At 71.5% G+C, this 21,460-nt stretch carries 12 protein-coding genes and 2 pseudogenes; 10 read left to right on the forward strand and 4 right to left on the reverse strand.

Annotation, left to right across the window (positions count from 1 at the left end; translation table 11 throughout):
- Positions 1-9: 9 nt before the first annotated feature.
- From EV382_RS05120 to EV382_RS05145, 6 genes are read left to right on the forward strand one after another with little or no spacing between them, the layout of a single operon-like run.
- On the forward strand, positions 10-3,237 hold the full coding sequence (locus EV382_RS05120; RefSeq protein WP_130400458.1) for a non-ribosomal peptide synthetase: 3,228 nt from the start codon (positions 10-12) through the stop codon (positions 3,235-3,237).
- On the forward strand, positions 3,230-5,485 hold the full coding sequence (locus tag EV382_RS05125; RefSeq protein ID WP_130400459.1) for a beta-ketoacyl synthase N-terminal-like domain-containing protein: 2,256 nt from the start codon (positions 3,230-3,232) through the stop codon (positions 5,483-5,485). The genes EV382_RS05120 and EV382_RS05125 overlap by 8 nt, the downstream gene beginning before the upstream one ends.
- Entirely contained in the window at positions 5,485-5,751 is a 267-nt protein-coding gene (locus tag EV382_RS05130) for a phosphopantetheine-binding protein (RefSeq protein WP_130400460.1), read from the forward strand. The genes EV382_RS05125 and EV382_RS05130 overlap by 1 nt, the downstream gene beginning before the upstream one ends.
- Positions 5,751-9,155: a non-ribosomal peptide synthetase gene (locus EV382_RS05135; protein WP_130400461.1), complete on the forward strand. Its 3,405-nt coding sequence runs from the start codon at positions 5,751-5,753 to the stop codon at positions 9,153-9,155. Before EV382_RS05130 ends, EV382_RS05135 begins: the two co-directional genes overlap by 1 nt.
- Positions 9,152-12,034 (forward strand): type I polyketide synthase, encoded by a 2,883-nt coding sequence (locus tag EV382_RS05140; RefSeq protein ID WP_130400462.1) that lies wholly within the window; start codon positions 9,152-9,154, stop codon positions 12,032-12,034. The genes EV382_RS05135 and EV382_RS05140 overlap by 4 nt, the downstream gene beginning before the upstream one ends.
- Positions 12,031-14,019 (forward strand): amino acid adenylation domain-containing protein, encoded by a 1,989-nt coding sequence (locus EV382_RS05145; protein ID WP_130400463.1) that lies wholly within the window; start codon positions 12,031-12,033, stop codon positions 14,017-14,019. The genes EV382_RS05140 and EV382_RS05145 overlap by 4 nt, the downstream gene beginning before the upstream one ends.
- Before the next feature lie 95 nt (positions 14,020-14,114).
- On the opposite strand, the gene EV382_RS05150 is transcribed toward EV382_RS05145, so the two are convergent.
- Both EV382_RS05150 and EV382_RS33030 read right to left on the reverse strand, forming a co-directional pair.
- Positions 14,115-14,789, reverse strand: a complete 675-nt coding sequence (locus tag EV382_RS05150) for a cytidylate kinase family protein (RefSeq protein ID WP_130400464.1) — start codon at positions 14,787-14,789, stop codon at positions 14,115-14,117.
- A 123-nt stretch (positions 14,790-14,912) separates the two neighbouring features.
- Positions 14,913-15,050 (reverse strand): hypothetical protein, encoded by a 138-nt coding sequence (locus EV382_RS33030; RefSeq protein ID WP_208758315.1) that lies wholly within the window; start codon positions 15,048-15,050, stop codon positions 14,913-14,915.
- Between the two features lie 814 nt (positions 15,051-15,864).
- On the opposite strand from EV382_RS33030, the gene EV382_RS05165 reads away from it, so the two are divergent.
- Complete coding sequence (locus EV382_RS05165) at positions 15,865-16,422, forward strand: hypothetical protein (protein ID WP_165435714.1); 558 nt, start codon at positions 15,865-15,867, stop codon at positions 16,420-16,422.
- 222 nt (positions 16,423-16,644) lie between these two features.
- On the opposite strand, the pseudogene EV382_RS05170 reads toward EV382_RS05165, so the two are convergent.
- A pseudogene (locus tag EV382_RS05170) lies at positions 16,645-16,791 on the reverse strand (IS630 family transposase); the annotation flags it as partial.
- Between the two features lie 65 nt (positions 16,792-16,856).
- On the opposite strand from EV382_RS05170, the gene EV382_RS05175 reads away from it, so the two are divergent.
- Together EV382_RS05175 and EV382_RS05180 are read left to right on the forward strand one after the other, a co-directional pair.
- Positions 16,857-17,954, forward strand: coding sequence for a helix-turn-helix domain-containing protein (locus tag EV382_RS05175; protein WP_130400467.1), 1,098 nt, complete (start codon positions 16,857-16,859; stop codon positions 17,952-17,954).
- Between the two features lie 29 nt (positions 17,955-17,983).
- On the forward strand, positions 17,984-18,499 hold the full coding sequence (locus EV382_RS05180) for a PIN domain-containing protein (protein ID WP_482805585.1): 516 nt from the start codon (positions 17,984-17,986) through the stop codon (positions 18,497-18,499).
- 416 nt (positions 18,500-18,915) lie between these two features.
- On the opposite strand, the gene EV382_RS05190 is transcribed toward EV382_RS05180, so the two are convergent.
- On the reverse strand, positions 18,916-20,580 hold the full coding sequence (locus tag EV382_RS05190) for a hypothetical protein (RefSeq protein ID WP_244236543.1): 1,665 nt from the start codon (positions 20,578-20,580) through the stop codon (positions 18,916-18,918).
- A 533-nt stretch (positions 20,581-21,113) separates the two neighbouring features.
- Between EV382_RS05190 and EV382_RS33915 the strand changes: the two are divergent.
- Positions 21,114-21,386: pseudogene (locus EV382_RS33915) on the forward strand (TIR domain-containing protein); the annotation flags it as partial.
- Positions 21,387-21,460 lie beyond the last annotated feature (74 nt).

The raw sequence follows: 21,460 nt of genomic DNA on the forward strand, positions 1-21,460 counted from the left end.
GATCGGTGCATGGTTCGTACCGGTCGTGCTTCCTTCGCCCAGGAACGCCTCTATTTCCTCGATCAGCTCCAGCCCGGAAACCCGGCGTACGTGGTGGCCTTCGCGGTGCACCTGCGCGGTGCGCTGCGACCCGAGGCCCTCCGCGCGGCCCTGACCCGGGTGGTCGCCCGGCACGACGCGCTGCGCACCACGTTCGCGATGGTCGACGGTGTCCTCACCCAGCGGGTGTCGTCGACGCCCGCTGTGGACGTCGACGTCACCGCCGACGGGTGGGTCGATCGCGCCACCCAGGAGGCCCACCTGCGGACGCTCGTCGCCGAGCAGGCCCGGCAGCCCTTCGACCTCGCCGACGGGCCGGTTGTACGGGCCTTCCTGCGCTCCTGGGGCCCGGACGAGCACGGCTTCGCGGTGCTCGTGCATCACATCGCCTGCGACGGGTGGTCGGTGGGTCTGCTCCTGTGCGACCTGGCCGCCGAGTACAACGCCGGTGTCGACGGGTCGGTGGCCGCCCACGACGAGCCCGCCGAGTCCTACCTGGCGTACGCCGAGCGGCAGCACGAGACGTGGCGGCGGGACAGCTCGGGTCTCGACTTCTGGCGTGCGGCGCTGGTCGACGTGCCACAACTGGCGCTGCCCACCGACTTTCCCCGCCCGAGCGTGCTCGGCACCACCGGCGCGGTGCTGCGCCGTCGGGTCGAGCCGGAACTGGTGCGGCGGCTGGGGGAGTGGGGGCGGGCGCGGGGCGCGACGCTGTTCGCGGTGACGCTCGCCGCGTACGCCTCGGTGCTGTCCCGGTACGCGCGGCAGGACGAGGTGGTGGTCGGCGTTCCGGTGGCGAACCGGATGGACGACGCCGAGGAGCGCCTGGTCGGCTGTCTGGTGAACACGCTGCCGATCCGGCTCGACGTGTCCGGCCGGCCGAGCTTCGCCGAGCTGGTGGACCGGGCACGACGGACCAGCATGGCGGCCTTCGCCAACCAGGACGTGCCGTTCGAGCAGATCGTGCGGGCCACCGTGGGGGAACGGCAGCTCAGTCACGCGCCACTGTTCCAGACCTCGCTGACGGTGCAGAACTTCCCGTTCGCGTTCCCCGAGTTCGCCGGGGTACGGCTGACCGAGGTCGACGTCGAGATCGACGTCACGAAGTTCGACCTGGGTCTGACCCTCGACGTCTCCACCGACGTGCCGTTCCTGCGCGCCGAGTACAGCACCGAGCTGTTCACGGCGGAGACCGTCGGCACGCTGCTCACGCACTACCTGACGTTCCTGCGGTCGATCGTCGACGAGGATCAGCGCGAGCCGTCCATGGTGGACGAGGCCGAGTGGGCGCAGCTCACCGACGGGGTGAACCCGCCGCTGGCGTCGGCGCCGGTCACGCACCCGTCGGTGCTGCGTCGCTTCGCCAACCACGCGGCGGCGACCCCGGACGCGGTGGCCGTACGCCACCGGGACGTCGAGATCACCTACGCCGAGCTGGACCGGTGGGCCGGGCGGATCGCGGCGGGCCTGGCCGACCGCGGTGTCCGCCCCGGCGTCCGGGTGGGGTTGCTGCTCGGCCGTTCACCGGCGGTCGTCGCGGCGATCCTGGGCGTGTGGAAGCTCGGCGGCGTCTACGTGCCGCTGGACCCGGACTACCCGCGCCAGCGCCTCGAACTGATCGCCGCGAACGCCGGGATGGCGGTGCTCGTGGTGGACCCGGAGACCGCAGAGGTGGCCGCGGCGCTCACCCACGACAGCGGCACCCCCCTGGCTGACGCGCACACCCTCGACGGAATCTCCGTGCTCGAGGAGACCTTCCCCGGGCCGGACGAGCCGGCGTACGTCATCTACACCTCCGGCTCGACCGGCGTACCCAAGGGGGTTCTGGTCGGGCACGGCGGCCTGGCGGCGCTGAACAGCCCGACCCCGGCGGGCCTGGACGTCACGGCCGCCGACGTGTGGTTGGCGGCCAGCTCGTTCTCGTTCGACGCGTCGGTGTGGGAGATGTGGGGCGCGCTGACCACCGGCGCCCGGCTGGTCATCGCCGACCGGGTCGACCTGGTGGACCGGGAACGGCTGGCCCGGCTGGTGCGTCGCGAGGCGGTCACCGTGCTGTTCCAGACCCCGGGCGCGCTCTACCGGTTGCTGCCGCCGTACCTGCGGGCGCTCGAGGAGGACGAGACCTCCCGCATCCGCTACGTCGTCCTCGGCGGCGAGGCGCTGAGCTGGTCGCGGCTGGCGTCGCTGATCGCGGACGCGCCGGGTCTGCAAACGGTGTTCGTCAACATGTACGGCATCACCGAGGGCACCATCCACGTGACGATCTTTCAGGCGTTGGCCGCCGACGTGCCCCGGGTCCCCGAGGGTGCCATCGGCGTGCCGTTGCCGTCGGCGCGCTGCTACGTCCTCGACGAGGACCTGCGGCCGACCGGCCTCAACGTGCCCGGCGAGCTGTACTGCGGCGGCGCGCTCGTGGCGCACGGCTACCTGGACAACCCGGAGCTGACCGAGGCGCGGTTCCCGCCCGACCCGTACGGCGGCGGGGTCATGTACCGCACCGGCGACGTGGTGAAGTGGGGTCTCGACGGGAGCATGGTGTACCTCGGCCGCAACGACACGCAGGTGCAGGTGCGCGGCTACCGCGTCGAGCTGGCCGAGGTGGAGGGCGCCCTGCTCACCCACCCCGCGGTGCGGTCGTGCGCCGTGGCCGCCGAGGACGACGAACTCGTCGCGTTCGTGGTCCACGGGATCGGCCCGGACGCCGAGCACGACCTGCGGGCGCACCTGCGCGAGACACTGCCGGCGTACATGGTGCCGTCGCGGATCCTGACCGTGGCGACCATCCCGCTCACCGCGCACGGCAAGGTGGACCTTCTCCGCCTGCTGGCCGACAGCCGCGCGGCACGGACGGCCACCGCGCCGTCGCGGCCACCGGCCGCGGTGGTCGGCACCGGGTTGGAGGAACGGATCCGGGCCTGCTGGGTCGAGGTGCTCCGGCGGCCCGACGTCGGGCTGCACGACAACTTCTTCGACCTGGGCGGGCACAGTTTCGCGCTGATCGCGCTCCAGCAGCGGATGTCCGAGGAGGGTCTGGACGTCTCGGTGACCGACCTCTTCCGCTGCGGCACGATCGCCGGCTGCGCGGCGGCGCTCCAGCACACCGCGCCCGTCGTCGCGGACCCCAACGCGGCGCAGCGCCGCCAGGGCCGCGCGCTGCTGGCCGACCGGCGGCGCAGCGTGGGAGCCGGCCGTGGCTGAGCTGGACGACAGCGCCGCGGTGGCGGTGGTCGGCATGGCCATCCGGGTCCCCGGCGCCGAACGCGACCTGGACCGGTTCTGGCGACACGTCCACGACGGCGTCGACGCCGTCAGCGTCTTCACGCCCGAGCAGCTCGTCGGTTGGGGCGTACCCAAGGATCTGGTGGAACGGTCGGGCTTCGTGCCGGCCCGCGCGGTGCTCACCGACGCGGACTGCTTCGACCACCGGCTGTTCAGCTACTCCCCGTCGGACAGCGCCCTGATGGACCCCCAGCAGCGGATCCTGCTGGAGTGCGCCTGGGCGGCCCTGGAGCACGCCGGCCACCCGCCGGTCGCCGCCGACGGCAACCGGGTCGGGGTGTACGTCGGCACCGGGCTCAACGTCTACCTGCTGGACAACGTGTGGCCCAACGAGCGCGCGGTCGAGGCGGCTGGTGGCCTGGGCGTGATCATCGGCAGCGACAAGGACTTCGCCGCCACCCGGATCGCCTACAAGCTGAACCTTCAGGGGCCGGCGTTGACAGTGCAGACCGCCTGCTCGACGTCGCTCGTCGCGGTGCACCAGGCGACGCAGGCGCTGCTCACCTACGACGCCGACGTGGCACTGGCCGGCGCGGCCACCGTCGCCCCGCCGACCCGGCGCGGACACCTGCACGAGCCCGGCGGCATCTTCTCCGCCGACGGTCGCTGCCGTGCCTTCGACGCCGCCGCCGACGGGACGGTGCCGGGCGACGGCGCGGGCGTGGTGGTGCTCAAGCGCCTCACCGACGCGCTGCGCGACGGCGACACGGTGCACGCGGTGATCCGTGGCTCCGCGGTCAACAACGACGGTGCCCGCAAGGCCGGCTTCACCGCGCCCGGCCCGACCGGTCAGGCCGCCGTCATCGCGGCGGCGTTGGAGGTGGCCGACGTCGACCCGGACACCGTGGGCCTGGTCGAGACGCACGGCACCGGCACCGCGCTCGGCGACCCGATCGAGGTGGCGGCGCTGCGGCAGGTGTTCAACTCCGCCCGGCCCGACCGGGCGCCCTGCGCGCTGGGCGCCGTCAAGTCGGTCGTCGGACACCTGGACACCGCCGCCGGGGTGGTCGGCCTGATCAAGACGGTCCTGGCCCTGACGCACCGGACGATCCCCCCGATCGCCCACCTCCGTACGCCCAACCCGGCGATCCCACTGGACGGCTCGGTGTTCGAGCTGCCGACGACCGCCCGACCCTGGGCGCCTGTCGACGGCGTACGCCGGGCCGGGGTGAGCGCCTTCGGCATCGGCGGCACCAACGCCCACGTGGTGCTGGAGGAGGCCCCGCCAATCCCGGCCCGACCCCGCCGGCACGTCCCGCAGCTCGTCCTGGTCTCCGCGAAGACCGCCGCGGTGGCGCAGGACAGCCTGGACCGGGTCACCGCGTTCGCGGCGGGAACCGCCCCCGGGGACCTGGCCGACCTCGCGTACACACTGCGGACCGGCCGCGCCGAGCTGCCCTGGCGGGCCGCCGTCCTGACCGGCGTGACCGACGGGGTCGCCCGGCTGCGCAAGGTCGACGCGACGGCTCGGGCGCGCGGAGTGGCGCTGCACCTCACCGGCGCCGGTGCGGTGACCGGCAACCGACCCAACTACGACGCCGACCCGGTGTACCGGCGGACCGTCGACGAGGGCGTCGCGCTGCTGCGTGGCCACGACCTGGACGATTCGGTCCGGGAACGCGGCGACCGGCTGCTGGCCTGCGTCGGCCTGACCCGGTCGCTGCGCAGCCGGGGCGTCACCCCGCGCGCCCTGGCCGGCGACGGCGTCGGCGCGCTGGCCGCCGCCGTCGTGGCCGGGGTGATGTCGCTCGCGGACGCGCTGGCGCTGCTGCGCGACACCGACGACCCCGGGGTACGCCTGCACCCCGCCGCACTGCCCCTGCTCATCGACGGGCGGCACGACGACAGCGCCTTCTGGCGGGCCGCGGCCCTGCGCCCCCCGACGTCGACGCCGCCCCCCGACGTGCCCGACCCGGTGCTCTGGATCGAGGTCGGCACCACCGTCACCCCGCACCTGGACGCTGATCAGCTGGCACTTCCCGCCAACCGGCACGCCCGACTGCTGGCGACCGTCGGCGCGCTGTGGCAGCTGGGTCTCACCGACGCCTGGGATCCCGTGCACGACACCGGCCGCCGCCGGCTGCCCGCCCCCACCTACCCCTTCGCGGCCACCCGGCACTACCTGGACGCACCCGGAGCCGACCCGACCACAGAGAGGCGACACTGATGCGCGACGTACACGACCGGACCTGGGTGGCCGAGTTCGAGGAGCTGTGGATGGAGGTGCTCGGCGTCGACACGGTCGACGACGACGACAACTTCCTCGACCTCGGCGGCCACTCGCTCAGCGCGCTGCGGCTGAGCACCCTGATCCGCCAGGAACTCAACCTCGCGGTGATGTTCGGCCACGTGCTGGAGAACCCCCGCTTCGCCGACCTGCGCAAGGTCGCGAGCGAGGTGCCGCTGGAGCGGTCCCCGGCGGAGACCGCCTGATGGTCGCCCCCGACCTCGCCGCCTGGGCGCCGCTCGCCGCGCGGGTGCTCGGCGGCACCCCCGAACAGGTGAGCGCGGCGGCCGCCACCGAGTCCTTCGTCGCTCTGGGCGGCACCTCGCTCCAGGCCATCGCCCTGGTCTCGCTGGGCCAGCGCGAGCTGCGGGCGGACGTGGACAGCGCCCGCCTGCTGTCGGCGCTGCCGCTGGCGCAGGCCCTCGCCGCAGCTGTCGACTTCGTCGACACCGCCCCACCGGTCGTCGCGCGGCAACCCACCGAGCGGGAGTTGCTGCCGGGTCAGCGGTCCATGCTGGCCGCGCACCTGCTGGAGCGGGACGCGCCGTACCACCTGATGTTCACCGTGGAGGCGGACGGACCGCTCGACCCGGCCCGGGTCCGGTGGGCGCTGCGCGAGCTGACCACCCGGCACGAGGCGCTGCGGACCCGCTTCGTCCGTGACCCCCGCCAGGCCCGGATCGTGCTGCCCGCACCGTACGAGCCGCGCCTGCTGCACCAGACGCTGCCCGACGACGACGCGGTACGCGCCGTGCACGACCTGTACGGCCCGGCCGCCGCGCGCCTGCTGCGCCCGTTCGCGCAACCGCCGGTGGTGTTCGTGCTGACCCGGGCCGGGCGGCGCGACCTGCTCACCATGCTGGTGCACCACACGGTGAGCGACGGCTGGAGCGTCGGCGTGTTCGCGCGGGAGTTCGCCGAGTTCTACGCCGGGGACGGCCCGGGCGAGGCAGCCCCGTCGCCGGACTGGGTCGGCACCCGGCTCGCCGCGCAGGAGGTGTCCGGCGCGCTGGACGCGGCCCTGACCCGGGTCACCGCGCGGCTGGACACCGCGCCGTGGACGGTGACGCTCCCCACCGACCTGCCGCCGGTCACCGAGGTCGACGGGCGGGGCGCCCGGCTGCGCTTCCACCTGGACGAGACGGCGGCGGAGGCGACGACCGGGTTGGCCCGACAGTGCGGGGTGACCGTCACGTCGGTGGCGCTGGCAGCCTGGGCGTTGACCGTGTCCCGCCGTGCCGGCCTGGACGACCTGGTGCTCGGGGTGCCGGCGGCGGGCCGGTTCGAGGCGGGCATGGACCGCCTGGTGGGCCTCTGCACCCGGGTCGTCCCGGTGCGCTGCGCCGCCACCGACGACCGCACCGTCCGGGAGTTCGTCCGCGGGGTCGCCGACGCCCTGGCCGCGGCGGTCGCCGACGCCGACGTGCCGTTCGAGCGGGTCGTCGCCGAACTGGGCGCCGACACCGACCCGGGTCGCAACCCGCTGGCCCAGCTCGGCTTCGCCGCCCACCACGAGCTGGTGCCCGACGAGCTGGTGGCGGGCGGGCGTACCTGGCGGGTGCACGAGGGCCACTGCGCCGGCGCGGTGTTCGACGCCCTGCTCTACCTCCAGTCGTGGTCGGATCGTCCCCGGTTCGCGCTGGAGTACGCGACAGCCCTGCTGACCGCCGCCGACGCCGGGGAGCTGGTCGAGTCGTTCCAGGAGGCCCTGCGGGAGTTGGCCGCCGACCCGGACGCCATCCTGCGGGAGGTCACCACCCTCTCGGCGGGTCAGCGCGCCCGGCTGTGCGAGCTGGGCGCGGGCGGGACGTACGAGACGGCCGACGACGTGTGGCACCGGTTCGCGGCGTACGCGGCGTCCTCGGGCGAGCGGACCGCGCTCGTCGACGCGCACACCGGGCTGACGCTCACCTATCGTGAGCTGCACGACGCCGCGGTCGAGCAGTCCCGTCTGCTGCACGGCCACGGGGTGCGCGCCGGTGACGCGGTGCTGCTGGAGCTGCCCCGCTCGGCCGCCGAGGCGGTCGCGGTGCTGGGTGTGCTGCGGCTCGGCGCGCACTATGTCGCGGTCGACCGGCACGCCACCGCCGAATGGCGTACCCATCTGGCGGCGACCGTCGCGGCGCGGGCCCGCCTCGGGGTGGGCGAGCCCTGGCCGGGAGTCGTCGACTGTCCACTCGTCGAGCCGGGAACGCCCGTCGAGGCCGGTGCGGTCGGGGCCGCGCCGAGGGATCCGGCGCGCACCGCGTACGTCTCCTTCACCTCGGGCTCGACCGGGGTGCCCAAGGGCGTCGTCGTGCCGCACCGGGCGGTGCTGCGACTCGCGGACGACCCGGGGATGTTCGCCGACCGGCCGGGCATGCGGATGCTGCGGCTGTCCCCGCTGGCGTTCGACGCGTCCACCCTGGAGCTGCTGGTGCCCCTGGCCACCGGCGACACGGTGGTGGTCTTCCCGCCGGAGGATCCGACGCCACGCGGGCTGGCCGACGTCCTGAGCACCGCCGGGGTCACCCACGCCTGGCTCACCTCGGGCGTGTTCCACCTGGTCGCCGACCATCGTCCGGACGCGTTCGCCGGGCTGCGGCAGCTGTTCACCGGCGGGGGAGTGGTGTCACCGCCGCACGTGCGCCAGGTGCTGCGGGCCTGTCGGGGCCTGCGCCTGACCAACGGGTACGGCCCCACCGAGAACACCACCTTCACCACGACGTACTCCGTCGAGCACGCCGACGCGACCCCGGACCCGCTGCCGATCGGCGGCCCGGTGCACGGCACCGACCTGTCCGTCGTGGACGCGTCGGGTCGCCTCGTTCCACCGGGCGCGGTCGGCGAACTGCTGGCCGGCGGCACCGGCCTGGCCGACGGGTACCTGGGCGACCCGACCAGGACGGACGCCTCCTTCGTGCGCCACGACGGGGTACGCCGTTACCGCACCGGCGACCTGGTGCGCTGGGGCGCGGACGGGCAGCTGCGCTTCCTGGGCCGCAACGACCGCCAGGTGAAGATCGCCGGACACCGGGTGGAACCCGTTGACGTCGAGCGCCGGTTGCGGGCCCAGCCGGGCGTCCGCGACGCCGTGGTGTTCCCCACCGGTGACCCGGCGACCGGCGTACGCCTCTGCGCGGCGCTCAAGCCCGACCCGGACGGCCTCGACGTGGCCGCCGTGCGCCGCGCGGTGGAGCCCGAGCTGGCCCCCTACGCCCGGCCGCAGCAGTGGGTGACGGTGGCGGAGTTCCCGCTGGACGGCAACGGCAAGGTCGACCTGCGGGCGCTGGGCGCGCTGGCCCAACCGACAGCGCCGTCGGAGACCTCGGCCGCGCCGGCGGACCCGCCGGCCCGGGTTCCCGCCCAGCGCTCGGCGTCGCTGGCCGAGTTCGAGGAGCTGGTGACGGGCGCCTGGGTGGAGGCGTTGGGCACCGACGACTTCGATGTCGACGAGGCGTTCTTCGACGTCGGCGGTGAGTCGCTGCGCCTGGCGATCGTGCGCCGGCTGCTCCAGGAGCGGCTGGCCGGCCGGGTCATCCCGCTCACCGACCTCTATCGCTTCCCGACCGTCCAGACGCTGGCCCGGCATCTGCACGCACAGACCGAGAGAGCAGGCGCACCCTCATGAACGACGACATCGCGATCGTCGGCCTGGCCGGTCGGTTCCCCGGCGCCGCCGACGTCTGGGAGTACTGGTCGAACCTGGTCGCCGGGAAGACCACTGTCAGTGCGCTGACCCGGGGTGAGCTGCTGGCCGCCGGGGTGCCCGCCGCCCGGCTCGACGACCCGGCGTACGTGCCGGCGCGCGGCGTCCTGGCCGACCCGGACCTGTTCGACGCGGCCTTCTTCGGCATCACGCCGAGGGAGGCGCAGACGATGGACCCGCAGCACCGGCTGCTGATGCAGACGGCGTGGGCCGCGCTGGAGTCGGCGGGGCTCGCCACCGAGCGACCGTTCGGTCGGGTCGGCGTGTTCGCCGGAGCCGGGTTCAACTACTACGCGATGCACCACGTGTTCGCCCACCCCGAGGTGGTCGAGTCGCAGGGGCTGCTGTCGGTCGTGCTGGGCAACGAGAAGGACCACCTGGCCGCGAAGATCGCGTACCGGCTGGACCTGGGCGGGCCGGCCATCACCGTGCAGACCGCCTGCTCGACGTCGCTGGTGGCGGTGCATCTGGCCTGCCAGAGCCTGCGCGGCGGCGACTCGGACGTCGCGCTGGCCGGCGGCGCCTGCGTGGCGGTGCCGCAGCAGGCCGGGTACCGCTACGAGACGAAGGGCATCCTGTCGTCGGACGGCACGTGCCGACCTTTCGACGCCTCGGCCGACGGCACGGTGCCCGGGAACGGGGTCGCCCTGGTGGTGCTCAAACGCGCCGAGGACGCCCGCCGGGACGGGGACACCGTGTACGCCCTGATCAAGGGGTCGGCGGTGAACAACGACGGCGGGAGGAAGGTCGGGTACACCGCGCCCGGCATCGTCGGGCAGATCGACGTGCTGACTCGCGCGTACGCCGCCGCCGCCGTCGAGCCGGCGACCGTGGGCTACCTCGAGGCGCACGGCACCGCCACCGAGGTCGGCGACGCGATCGAGTTGGCCGCGCTGACCGAGGTGTTCCCCAGCGGCGGGCGACGGTGCTCGATCGGCTCGGTCAAGGCCAACGTCGGGCACCTCGACGCCGCCGCCGGTGTCGCCGGTCTGATCAAGGCCGCGCTGGCCCTGCACTTCCGGCAGATCCCGCCGCTCGCCGGCCTGAAGCAGGCCCGGCCCGAGCTGCTGGACGGCTCGACACCGTTCACGGTGGACACTGTCGCCCGACCCTGGGAGGCCACCGACGGCCCGCGCCGGGCGGCGGTCAGCGCCTTCGGCCTGGGTGGCACCAACGCCCACGTGGTGCTCGAGGAGGCCGACGGTCCGGTCCCGTCGGACCCGCCGGGGGCCGACGGTCCCGCCGAGCTGATCGTGCTGTCCGCGCGGACCCCGGAGGCGGTCCGCGAGGCCGCCGAGCAGGTGCACGAGTACGTCCGGCAGCGCCCCGACCTGTCCCTGCGGGACGTCGCGCTGACGGTGCAGACGTACCGCCGGCACTTCCCACACCGGCTGGCGGTGGCCGCGCGGGACGTGCCGGCGGCGCTCGCCGGGCTGCGCCGGGCGCGGGTGCGCGCGGCGGCCCGCCGCCCCCGGGTGGTCTTCCTGTTCCCCGGGCAGGGCGCCGAGTTTCCCGCCATGGCGCGCGGGCTCTACGACCACTACCCGTCGGTGCGGGCCGACCTCGACCACGGGGCGGAGCTGCTGGCCCCGGTCCTCGGCCTGGACCTGCGGGATGTCCTCGTCGACGACGACCCGCACGGTGTCGTGCACCGCACCGACGTCACCCAGCCGGCACTGGCCCTGTACGAGGTGGCGCTCGGCCGGCTGCTGCTGTCGTGGGGCGTCCGCCCGGCGGCGATGATCGGCCACTCGGTGGGTGAGTTCCCGGCCGCCGCGCTCGCCGGTGAGCTGGCCGACGACGACATGCTGCGGCTGGTCGCCGCCCGGGGCCGGCTGATGCAGGACGCCCCGGAGGGTCACCTGCTGGCCGCGCTGGCCGGGCCGGGCACCGTGGCGGAGCACCTCGCGGGCCTGGACGACCTCGACATCGCCGCGCGCAACGCACCGGAGGTCACCGTCGTGGCCGGCCCGCCGGCCCCGCTCGCCGCGTTCCGCGAGCGCCTGGGCGCGGCCGGGGTGCCCTGTCGGGCGCTGCCCGCGCAGCGCGCCTTCCACAGCCGGATGATGACCGACGCGGCCCGGCTGCTCGGCGTGGCGGCCGACCAGGTGCCCCACCGACCCCGGACCATCCCGGTGGTCAGCAGCGTCGACGGCGCGCTGCTCGGCAGCGGCCAGTCGCGTGCCGAGGGCTACTGGGCGGCGCAGTTGCGCAGCCCCGTGCGCTACCACGACGCCCTGCTGACCGCGCTGGAGCTGCCCGACCCCGTGCTCGTCGAGGTCGGTCCCGGCACCGCGCTGACCGGCATGGCCCGGCAGACACCGCAGGGGCGGCGGGTGCCCGGGTTCGCCGTGCAGCCACGGGCGGCACAGCGCGCCGACGCCGCCGACGTGCTCGCCGCACTCGGCGGGCTGTGGACGGCCGGGGTGGCGGTGGACTGGCCGGCGGTGCGCGGCGACACCCCGGCACGACGGGTGGCGCTGCCCACGTACCCGTTCGCCCGTACCCGCCACTGGCTGGAGGCGACACCGCCACCGGCCCCGAACACCGCCGAACCGTCGCCGCCTCCCGCGGCTACCGGGGAGAGCACGGTGGTGGGCGAGATCGTGGAGCTGTGGGGCCGGTTGCTCGGCTCGCCCGACATCGGGCCGGACACCGACTTCTTCACCGTCGGCGGTGAGTCCCTGCTGTTCATCCGCATGGTCAACCAGGTGCAGCGCCGCTTCGCCGTCCGCATCCCGATGGAGAAACTGTCCGCGCGACCCACGCCGCGCGCCCTGGCCGAGTTGGTGACCGCATGACCGACCCCACCGACCTGGCACACGCGGCAGCGGTGGCGGCCGTGCTCGCTCACCGCCTCTGCGGCGCGACGTCGGTGACGGTGCGCGGCCCGCACGGCGACCACACGCTGCGCGTGCACCCGGACCACACCGCGACCGAGGTACGCGCGCAGACGCGGACGCCGTCACCCGAGCGGTCCCCGGTGGACGTGGTGCTTGTGACACCCGGCCCACCGGGCGGGGCGGCGGGAACGGTGGGCCCGGTGCCGGTCTGGCTCGCCGGCGACCACTGTCATCCCACCCATCTCCAGGAACGACTGGACACCCTGAGCGGATGGCTCACCGCCCACCCCGACCGCCCGGTACGGGAGGCGGTGCTCGTCGGTCCCCGGGAGCGGGCCACGCTGCTCGGCTTCAACGCCGCGCCGACCCCGGCCCCCCGGACACCCGTGCACGAGGCGATCTGCCGGCAGGCGCAGCGCACCCCGGACGCCGTCGCGCTGCGCGGCGGGGGACGCGACCGCAGCTACCGGGACCTGCTCGACGAGGCAGCGACGCTGGCCGGGCGACTGCGCGCCGAGGGCGTGGGCCCCGGCTCGGTCGTCGCCCTGTGCACCGAGCGGAGCCCGGAGATGGTCGTCGCGGTGCTCGGTGTCCTGCTGGCCGGAGCGGCGTACCTGCCACTGGACCCGTCCCACCCGAGGGCCCGGCTGGACCTGATGCTCACCACCGCCGACGCCGCGCTGGCGCTCGCCGACGAGGAGGGACGGGCCGCGCTCGGCACCGGCGCAGCCCCGGCCGTTCCGGTGCGACCACTGGCCGGCGCCGACCTGCCCGCCTCGCCCGTCGACTGGCGTGGCTACCGCGCGCCGCAGGAGGTGGTGGACGGGCTGTCGTACGTCATCTTCACCTCCGGGTCGACCGGGGCGCCGAAGGGTGTGCAGATGACCCATCTGTCGCTGGCCAACCGGCTGGCGTGGATGCAGGAGGAGTACCGCATCGGACCCGGCGACGTGGTGCTGCAGAAGACGCCGTACACCTTCGACGTGTCGGTGTGGGAACTGCTCTGGGCCTTCCTGGCCGGCGCGACGATGGTCACGGCCGAGGCCCAGGCGCACCGCGACCCGCAGGAGATGGCCGTCGTCATCGCCCGCGAGGCGGTGACCACAGTGCACTTCGTGCCGTCGATGCTCGCCCTGTTCGTCGAGGAGCCCGGGGTCGCCGCGTGCGCAGCCCTGCGCCGGGTGATCTGCAGCGGGGAAGCCCTGCCGCCGAAGCTCGTCAACAAGCTCACCGCCACCCTGCCGACGGTGCGGGTGGACAACCTGTACGGCCCCACCGAGGCCGCCATCGACGTCACCGCCTGGCCGTGCCGCCGACCCGAACCGGACCCCACCGTCCCGATCGGCAGGCCGATCACCAACGTCACGGCGTACGTGTTGGACGACGACGGCGCGCTGGCCCCGCTGGGCGTACCCGGGGAACTGGTGGTCGGCGGCGACTGCCTGGCCCGGGGGTACGCCGGACGGCCCGACCTGACCGCCGAGCGGTTCGGCACCGTGCACGTCGCCGGGCGTCCCCAGCGGGTGTACCGCACCGGCGACCTGGCCTGGTGGTCACCGCAGGGGTACCTGAACTACGGCGGGCGCATCGACACCCAGGTGAAGATCCGTGGGCAGCGGGTGGAACTCGGCGAGATCGAGTCGGTGCTGAACAGTCACCCGCTCGTCGCGAACAGCGTGGTGCTGCTCCGCGACGACCTGGGTGCGGCCCCGACCCTGGTGGCGTACGTGGTGATCGAGCGGCACGCCGACGCGGGCGACGTGAGCGAGACGGCGCTGCGGGCGTTCCTGGCCGAGCAGCTTCCCGACCACATGGTGCCGCTGCGCCACGTGGTGCTGCCCGAGTTGCCCGCCACCGCCAACGGCAAGGTCGACCGCAGGGCTCTGCCCGCCCCGCCGGCCCGGGTCCGCCGGCCGGTACGGGTCGGGTCACCCTCGGCGTAGGGCGTCGGGAGCGGAGAAACCGCCGTCGGGGTGCGCCACGCACCGTAGCTGCAGCGGGCTTGTGTCGGCATCAGGATCTGTCCAGTCGATTGCGGTCAGTGTGTTTGGATCTCCCAGGCCGGCTGATGGGGTTCGTCGTTGTGCACGACGATGTCGGCGTGATCGGTCGGACGGACCGTAGCGAAGTAGAGCTGTTGGGAGGGGATGTAACGCTCGCGCCAGCGCCGTTCGACGTCGGCCGGAGATGAAACCCAGCGTTCTCGGACCACGGCACGATCTACGGTCTTGTCGAGCGCGGCCGAGACGAAGATACGCAGGTCCCATTGATCGATCAGTTCCGGGCGCATGAGGAAGACGCCGTCGAAGACCAGCACGGCGTCGGCGGGGGCGGTACTGGGCGGTGGGGACAGGGCAGTGTCTGCAGTGCGGTTGTAGACCGCGTGTTGGAAGCGTCGATCTCCGCCTGGGCCGAGCGGATCGAGCAGAACCCGGTTCAGCGCGTCGTAGTCGTGGGTGTCGAAGTAGCAGCCTTCGGCCGAGTACTCGCCGCGTGGGTAGCGTTGTGCCCGGGGGAAGAGGAAATCGTCGATGGTTGCGCGGATGACGTCGCGGCCTTGCTTGTGCAAGGCGTCGGCCAGCTCGTCGGCGAGGGTGGTCTTGCCTGCGGCGGGGGGTCCGTCGATGGCAACCCGGGTCGGGTGGGCGACGGTGACGGATTCGACTGCCTCAGTCAGGCGGCCGAGCAACTCGGCGCGGGTTCCTCGGTCCATGTCCTTCCATCCTGAGTCTCGCAATGGTCGCGATGTCGGCGTCGGACTGAGCAGAACGCCGGAGGTGGTAAACAGGCGTGTGCCCGGTCGGCCACCGCGATCAGCAATGCTTCTCCAGCCACCTTACCGATGGGCGAAGACGAAGGCGCCTTCGACGTTCGGGGCCGCGCGATGCACCATCTCCGCCTCGACGGTGAAGCCGGCAGCGTCCAGCCAGGTCGCGACCCGCGCCGGTGATCGGCGGTGTACGTAGACATTCATTGGGTGGCCGCCGTAGCCCTCCGTCTTGAGCTTGGACCTCGGCGTCGGGGACGTGGATTAGAGAGAACCACGCGAGCAGGCCGGTCAGCGAGCCATCGGCCAGTTCGAGACCCGTCATGGAGCCGACCTCGAACCGCAGGCCGGGATGGTCCTGCCGGGCAATGTCGATCATCGCGGGGACAGGTTATCGCCGAACGCGTCCAGGCCGATGCCTCGCAGATAGGCGGTGATCCGACCCGGACCCCAACCAGGAACGCGCATGCGGAGCACGATAGCTCCGACTCACGCGGTGGCGTCGCCGCTGGCAATGCCGATCACTTCTCCTTTGGGGGCTATTCGCGGTGAGAGTGGGGTTGTAGCAGGCACGCAACCTGACGCTGCTCGTGCGGGAGCGGCACATTGATCTGCGGTGATAACTGAGGGCGGCGGGTCGGTGACGCTCGTTGGTATGGTCGTCGCCATGATGGCGCCGCGACGGGGGTGCGTCGGTCGGGTGTTCGCAGGCACCCCGATGGCGACAGTTCGCATATTGTCCGGAAGGGACCGGTCCGATGATTCCCGGATCGCGTGCGGCCTCGGACTCCGGCACTGGCCCTGACGTGGACGTCTACTCGCCGGACCGGTCTGTTCGCATTGCCGCAACCCGCCGGGGTGACATCGCGGTCCAGGTCGATGATCTGCATCGGCATACGGAGGAATCGCTGGCCCGGCAGGTGCGGGCCGCAGCCAGGGTCGCGTTGGCGTCGCTGCAACCGCCGGCGCATGACGTGGAGCCTCCGGTGAATGAACAGTGGTCTGGTTGGTGAGTGATCGGATGAGCAGGAGGATGCTGGCCGTTGTGGCTGGCGTTGTCGTCGTGGCCCTCGGGTTGCTCGCCGCGTGGCGGTGGGGGCCGTTCGCCGACGATGAGGTCGTCCCCTCGTGCACTGAGTTGGCGGGGGCCTTGCCGAGCGTCGTCGAGGGGGCGTGGACCCTGACACATGCCGAGCCGAACCGTGAGTCCAGCAATTCCCTGGTCGACTGCGAGTTTGACTTTTCGTCGGCCGACCGGTCGTACACGGGCAGGATCGCAGTGAGCCTCACCCAAAGCGACGACGAGTCATATCTGCGCAGGACGGCGATGGAAGGCCCCTGTTACGGGGAGGCAGTGCCGTACCCGAGTGCTGCCAAGTACCGGGTCGCGCGCTCATGCTCGGAGAAGATCAACGAGAAGATCTTCGCGGGCGTGTTCGTGGCATCTGCCGACCGGTACGCGCATGTCTACGCGGACTTCAGCAGCCCAGGGGCTCCCATCGAGCAGGTCGTCGCGTACGCGAACACCAGCGCTCAACGCATCACCGACCGGGCGATGACGCTCACGTCGACCGACTAGGAGCACGCCGTGGGCAAGTTGGAGCGCTACGTCGCGGACGTGGCCCGGATCCGAGCCGAAGGCGTCTCCGCCAACGGAGGGGTGACTGTCGTCCGGGCCACGACGCCGACCTGAAGGTCGAGGTTCGGCTCGGGATGCTGCGCCGGTGCAGTCCAGACCAGGTGGCGGCGCGGTGTTGCTTGCCTAATGCGTTGTCCATGAACGTTTACCGGGTCTGACTCGTCAGGCGGCCTTGGTTCGGGGGTGGCCCCAGCGGTGCTGGCGTTCGCCGCGGACGCGGGCGCGTTCCCGGCGTTGGGCGGCCAGGACGTCGGGGTGGCGGGCGTTGGCGTTACGCCAGCGCAGATACTTCTGCGTCTCAGGGGCCAGATGCGCGAACTCTGGACTTCCCGTGTGTTGACCCATTCCGGCGCCGAGTGTGCGATTATCGCACCATGGCTGATGGCTGGGACTGGCCCCTGGTCGGTGAGCAGGTACGACAAGCCCGCCTGTCGTTGGGGATCTCGCAGCAAGATCTCGCGGCGATGGTAGGCCTAGACCGCACCATGCTGGCCAAGGTTGAGGCTGGCAGCCGCCGTTTGGACGGCTTGGAGCTGGCTCGGCTTTCCAGGGCACTGAAGGTGTCGATGGAGTACTTGATTGAGCCGCCGCCAGCGGTGTTGTCCCGACGGGCGGCGCCGCTGACCGAGGAAACCGACACTGAGGCAGCACGGTCGTCGGAACGCCTCGAAATCGCCATGGTTGAGTGGCTGCGCAACGTCCAGCAGTTGCTGGGCCTTGGCGTATTACGTGTCCCTCCGCTGCTTCGCTACCCGCGCCCGGTGGCATCCGAGGATGACGCGCGTCAGGCAGCTCGGTGGTTACGACAGCGATTCGGGCTCGACGATCAGCCGATCGGTAGCATCATGGACGTCTGTGAGCGCGCAGGTCAGTGGGTTCTAGTCACCGACCTGCCAGGTGACGGCGCATCGCTCATCGAGGGCAACCTCGCCGTTGCTGTCGTGAGCACTACAGGCGATCCTGGCCGCCGTCGGGCTACCGCTGCACACGAGCTGGGGCATCTCATCATTGGTGATGAGTACTCCGCCGACCTCGGTGTGAGTGCCTCACGTGCAGAACGGGAGGCGGTGATCGATGCCTTCGCTGCGGAACTGCTGCTGCCCGTGCGAGCGGTTGCCGCAGCCGGAGCTCGTGGGACAGTGAGCCGGGATCAGATCGTGAGCTATGCGGCTCGATATCGCACCTCTTGGCTGCTGGCGTTGCGGCAGGCTGAGCAGGCAGGGGCCATCGACCCAGAGACGTGTAGGGCCTGGAGTCAGGTTCGGCCGACCCACGTGGAGTTCATGGAGGCGTTGGGCTGGGCACCGCAGCCCGACCTCGCGTCGGTACGGGTATCGCCCGCCTACGCAAAGGCTGTGATGGAGGCATTTCGGAGCAGGCGAATCACCCGGGCCAGGGCTTTGGAGTTGATGCATGGCCACATCGCCGAGGCGGATCTACCGCAGGACGACGACCTGGAGATCGCGCCGTGAGCAGGTCGGCGCGAGCCACCTCGGTCCTTGTGCTCGACACGATGGTTCTCAGTCACTTCACTCTCGCTGACCGGCTAGACGTCTTGCAGGATCTGCTGCTCGATGCCGATTGTTGGACGACTCAGGTGGTTCGGGAGGAGTTGCGGGCGGGATCTGAGGATCACCGTGAACTGGCCGTCGCCTGCGAGGCGGACTGGCTGGCTACTGCCCAGCTGGACACGCTCGATGAAGTGCGATGTTTTGCTAAATGGACCGTGCGGCTCGGCTCGGGCGAGCGCGACCTCGGGGAAGCGTCCGTCTTCGCGGCCGCGGAACTGCGGGGAGGCGTGGCCATCACGGACGATAGGAACGCGACGCAGGTCGCCCGTGCCCATGGCGCCCGTGTCCACGGCACCATCTGGCTTCTCGCTGGGGCCTGCCGCGACGGTAAGCAAACCTTGACGGCTGCGGGGAATCTCATTGAGGTACTGAGAGTAACCGGTGCTCGTCTGCCCTGCTCCGGAGCGGAGTTCCCGGACTTCGCCCGTAAGCACAACCTCCTGTAGTCGCTAATTGACACCTTTTGGGTTTAACAGAGGCCAGTGTCTCGTACACGGCGACTGGAGGTCTTCGCATGGTCAGCGCCCGCGTCGGTGTTGACGTGGCGTCTCGCGCCTGGCTTGTGGCGTTCGACCGGGCTCGGATTGGTTTTGGGCCACCCTTGAGCGCCCGGATGTGGAAGCCGTCGATCACCGCCCTCGACATTCCACGGAAGCGCGGTGTGAGGCACGAACAGGACCCCGCACAGCACTCTGGGGTCGCCGAAGGGGCTTGCGACCGGGGAAACCGGCCGGCGTGGTGGTCGGGATGGCAGCAGCGGTTTGACCTCGGCCCAGAGTTCGTCCGAGACGATCCACCGCGGCCGCTCACCCTCCTCGCGTTCAGTCAGAACGATCCTCGTGTCCCGAGGGCACGCCCACCATCACTTCGCGGTGGCGTCGATGGTGAAAACCACGTCTCCTTCGACGTCGTGGCGGGTGATGCCGGGTACGTCAGGGACGTTGAGCAGTGGTTCGTACGGGGTGCCTTGCACCCGGTTGCGCAGCAGGACGACGCTGCGGATGCCGAGCTGGTGCAACCGATCCAAGGCCGGCTCGCTGGGGAAGGTCGTCATAACGTCGCGGATCGCCTGACGGTTGGGTGTGGTGTAGCTGGCCGCACCGTTGACCATGGTGGGAAAACCGTCGGTCGACCAAAGTAGGACGTGGAGGTCGATGCCGTCGTCGGACGGCAATACCATGATCGGAGCGTGCGCGGAGGCTAGCGCCATTGCGGCCGGTTTGGCTGGGGTTTGAGGGTGGTCCAGGTCAGGCAGGCCCTCAGCTAGCACGAGGACCAGCAACGGAACGGTCATTAGCCGTGCCGCTTCCACCGACCATGCCGGCTTGGCGCCTCTGCGAGCCACCTCGGCCAGGTGGGTGACCAGGCCGGCCGCGAGGATGGCCAGGCACAGAGTGGGCCACAAGATCAACCGGCCTGGTGTACGGGATCCGTCGAACCCGGGCACGTAAAGATAGAGCAGGCGGTAGATCGGCCCGTTCGTGCCCAGCGCCAACAACACTCCGACGACCACCCCAGACAGCAGCAGAAGCCGTTGCATCGGTGACCAGCGGGACAGGAACAGGCCGGCGAAGGCCAGTAGATACAGTGCGTACCCGCACAGCAGCACTTTCTCATTCGATACGGCGCCGAGAGCGGTGCGGGCGTCGTTGTGCAGGGTGCCCCAGGGCAGCGAGGACTGCGGCGCCACGAGAAGACCGCGCAGTGTCGGGGAGAAAAACGCGACGTAGTCCCAGTCCCGGGTGACCTGTGGGTTGAGCTCGCGCACGTGTTGGTACGCGTACGCGAAGTATCCGGTCACCGCGGCGAAGACCAGCCCGCCGGCCAGATCACCGACGATCAGCCGGGGGCTGAGGCGTGGGCGGTGGATCAGCCAGGCGATCAGTGTGATCAGGCAGAGGGCGGCGAGGACGTATACGAATCCCAGCCCCACGCCGAAGCCTAGGCTGACCTGCCAGGCCGCGACCAGCCAGCCAGCGAACGCCCAGCCCGGCCGGACCCGTTCGGCAAGGTAGCCGCGGGTGAACGAGAATCCGTGGCCGCGTGCCAGCATCGCCAGGGCCAGAGTGATACCACCGGTGGAGAGAATATTCAAATGACCGTCGTGGCCGTAGCGCCAGGGCGCGTAGGCGAGGGCGGCCCCGGCTACCGCAGCGGCGACCTTATTCGCGCCAAGTTGGCGCAGGAGCGCGTAGCCGCCGAGGAAGGCGAGCGCGAAAGCCAGCACGAACAGAATGTTGTAGCGCAGCACGCCGCCGACTACACCGCTGCCTATCAGCCCTGCCGGGGCATAGCCGAGCAGGCTGTCGTTCAGGGCCAGGCCGTACGTGTCGGGATAAAAAGCGTTGGTATCCCACAGGCCACGCAGGCCGTGGGTGAGAGCGTGGCCATTCCATCCCACCAGCCATGCTTGGGCCGTCGGGTCACCCGCGTCACCGACGATGGTGTGGGCCGGGTCGGCGATCGGCACGGTCCTGGCGCCAGCAGTCATCACGCGAATCGCGTACGGCGGGATCAGCCAGGTCATCGCGACAGCGAGGAGCACCGAACCGAGGCCCGCGATACTCAGTTCCCGCCGATGGGCCCCACGTGTCAGCCAATCCCTCATGCCTCGACTGGCACGCGAGAGTCGGCCATCTTGTCCAATCTCGCTGAGAGTGACGGCTGATGTGGGGGCTTCTGCCGGTGGCTCTACCTGCGTCATCACATTGACCCTCACTGTTGCGCCGCCGCAGTAAATCATGAGCAGGGCGGCGCGTAGAGTCAAGACCTTGATCAATGCCGTCCAGGTAGCCGGTCCTTACGCTGTTTATCAAAGGTGTCCTGTCACGCAGGAGTCGCGATCGCGATCGCGGCGGTGGTTTCGGGATCGAGCCGCGTTGTGAAGACTGTCGCGCGGCACCAGCCTGAACGCCGACCGGGCCAGGCCCGGGGCCATGTGTCGACGGGGTCACCGGGCGGCGAGGACCAATGGCACCTGTCACCGGCCGATACGATCTACGATCTGCTTGCCACTGAGGACAGTGACACGGAGGTGCGCCCATCAAGCGGGACGCGTTCATCTCGTACAGCCATCAGCGGGACAAGCCGTTAGCCAAGGCCCTGGAGCATGGCCTGAAGCACCTGGCCCGCCCGTGGACCCGGCTGCCCGTCATCCGGGTGTTCCGGGACACCACGAGCCTGTCCGCCAACCACGACCTGTGGTCCTCGATCCTCGCTGAGCTCCAGGAGAGCCGATACTTCATCTACCTTGCCTCACCGGAGGCGGCCGCGTCACGGTGGGTTCGCAGGGAGATCGATTTCTGGGTCACCAACCGGCCCATGGAGCATTTTCTCATCGCCGTCAGCGCAGGGACTCTCGTCTGGGACCCCGGCGCCGGTGACTTCGACTGGTCGCGTACGGATGC

This window comes from Micromonospora violae (genome assembly GCF_004217135.1).
Classification (GTDB): Bacteria; Actinomycetota; Actinomycetes; order Mycobacteriales; family Micromonosporaceae; genus Micromonospora; species Micromonospora violae.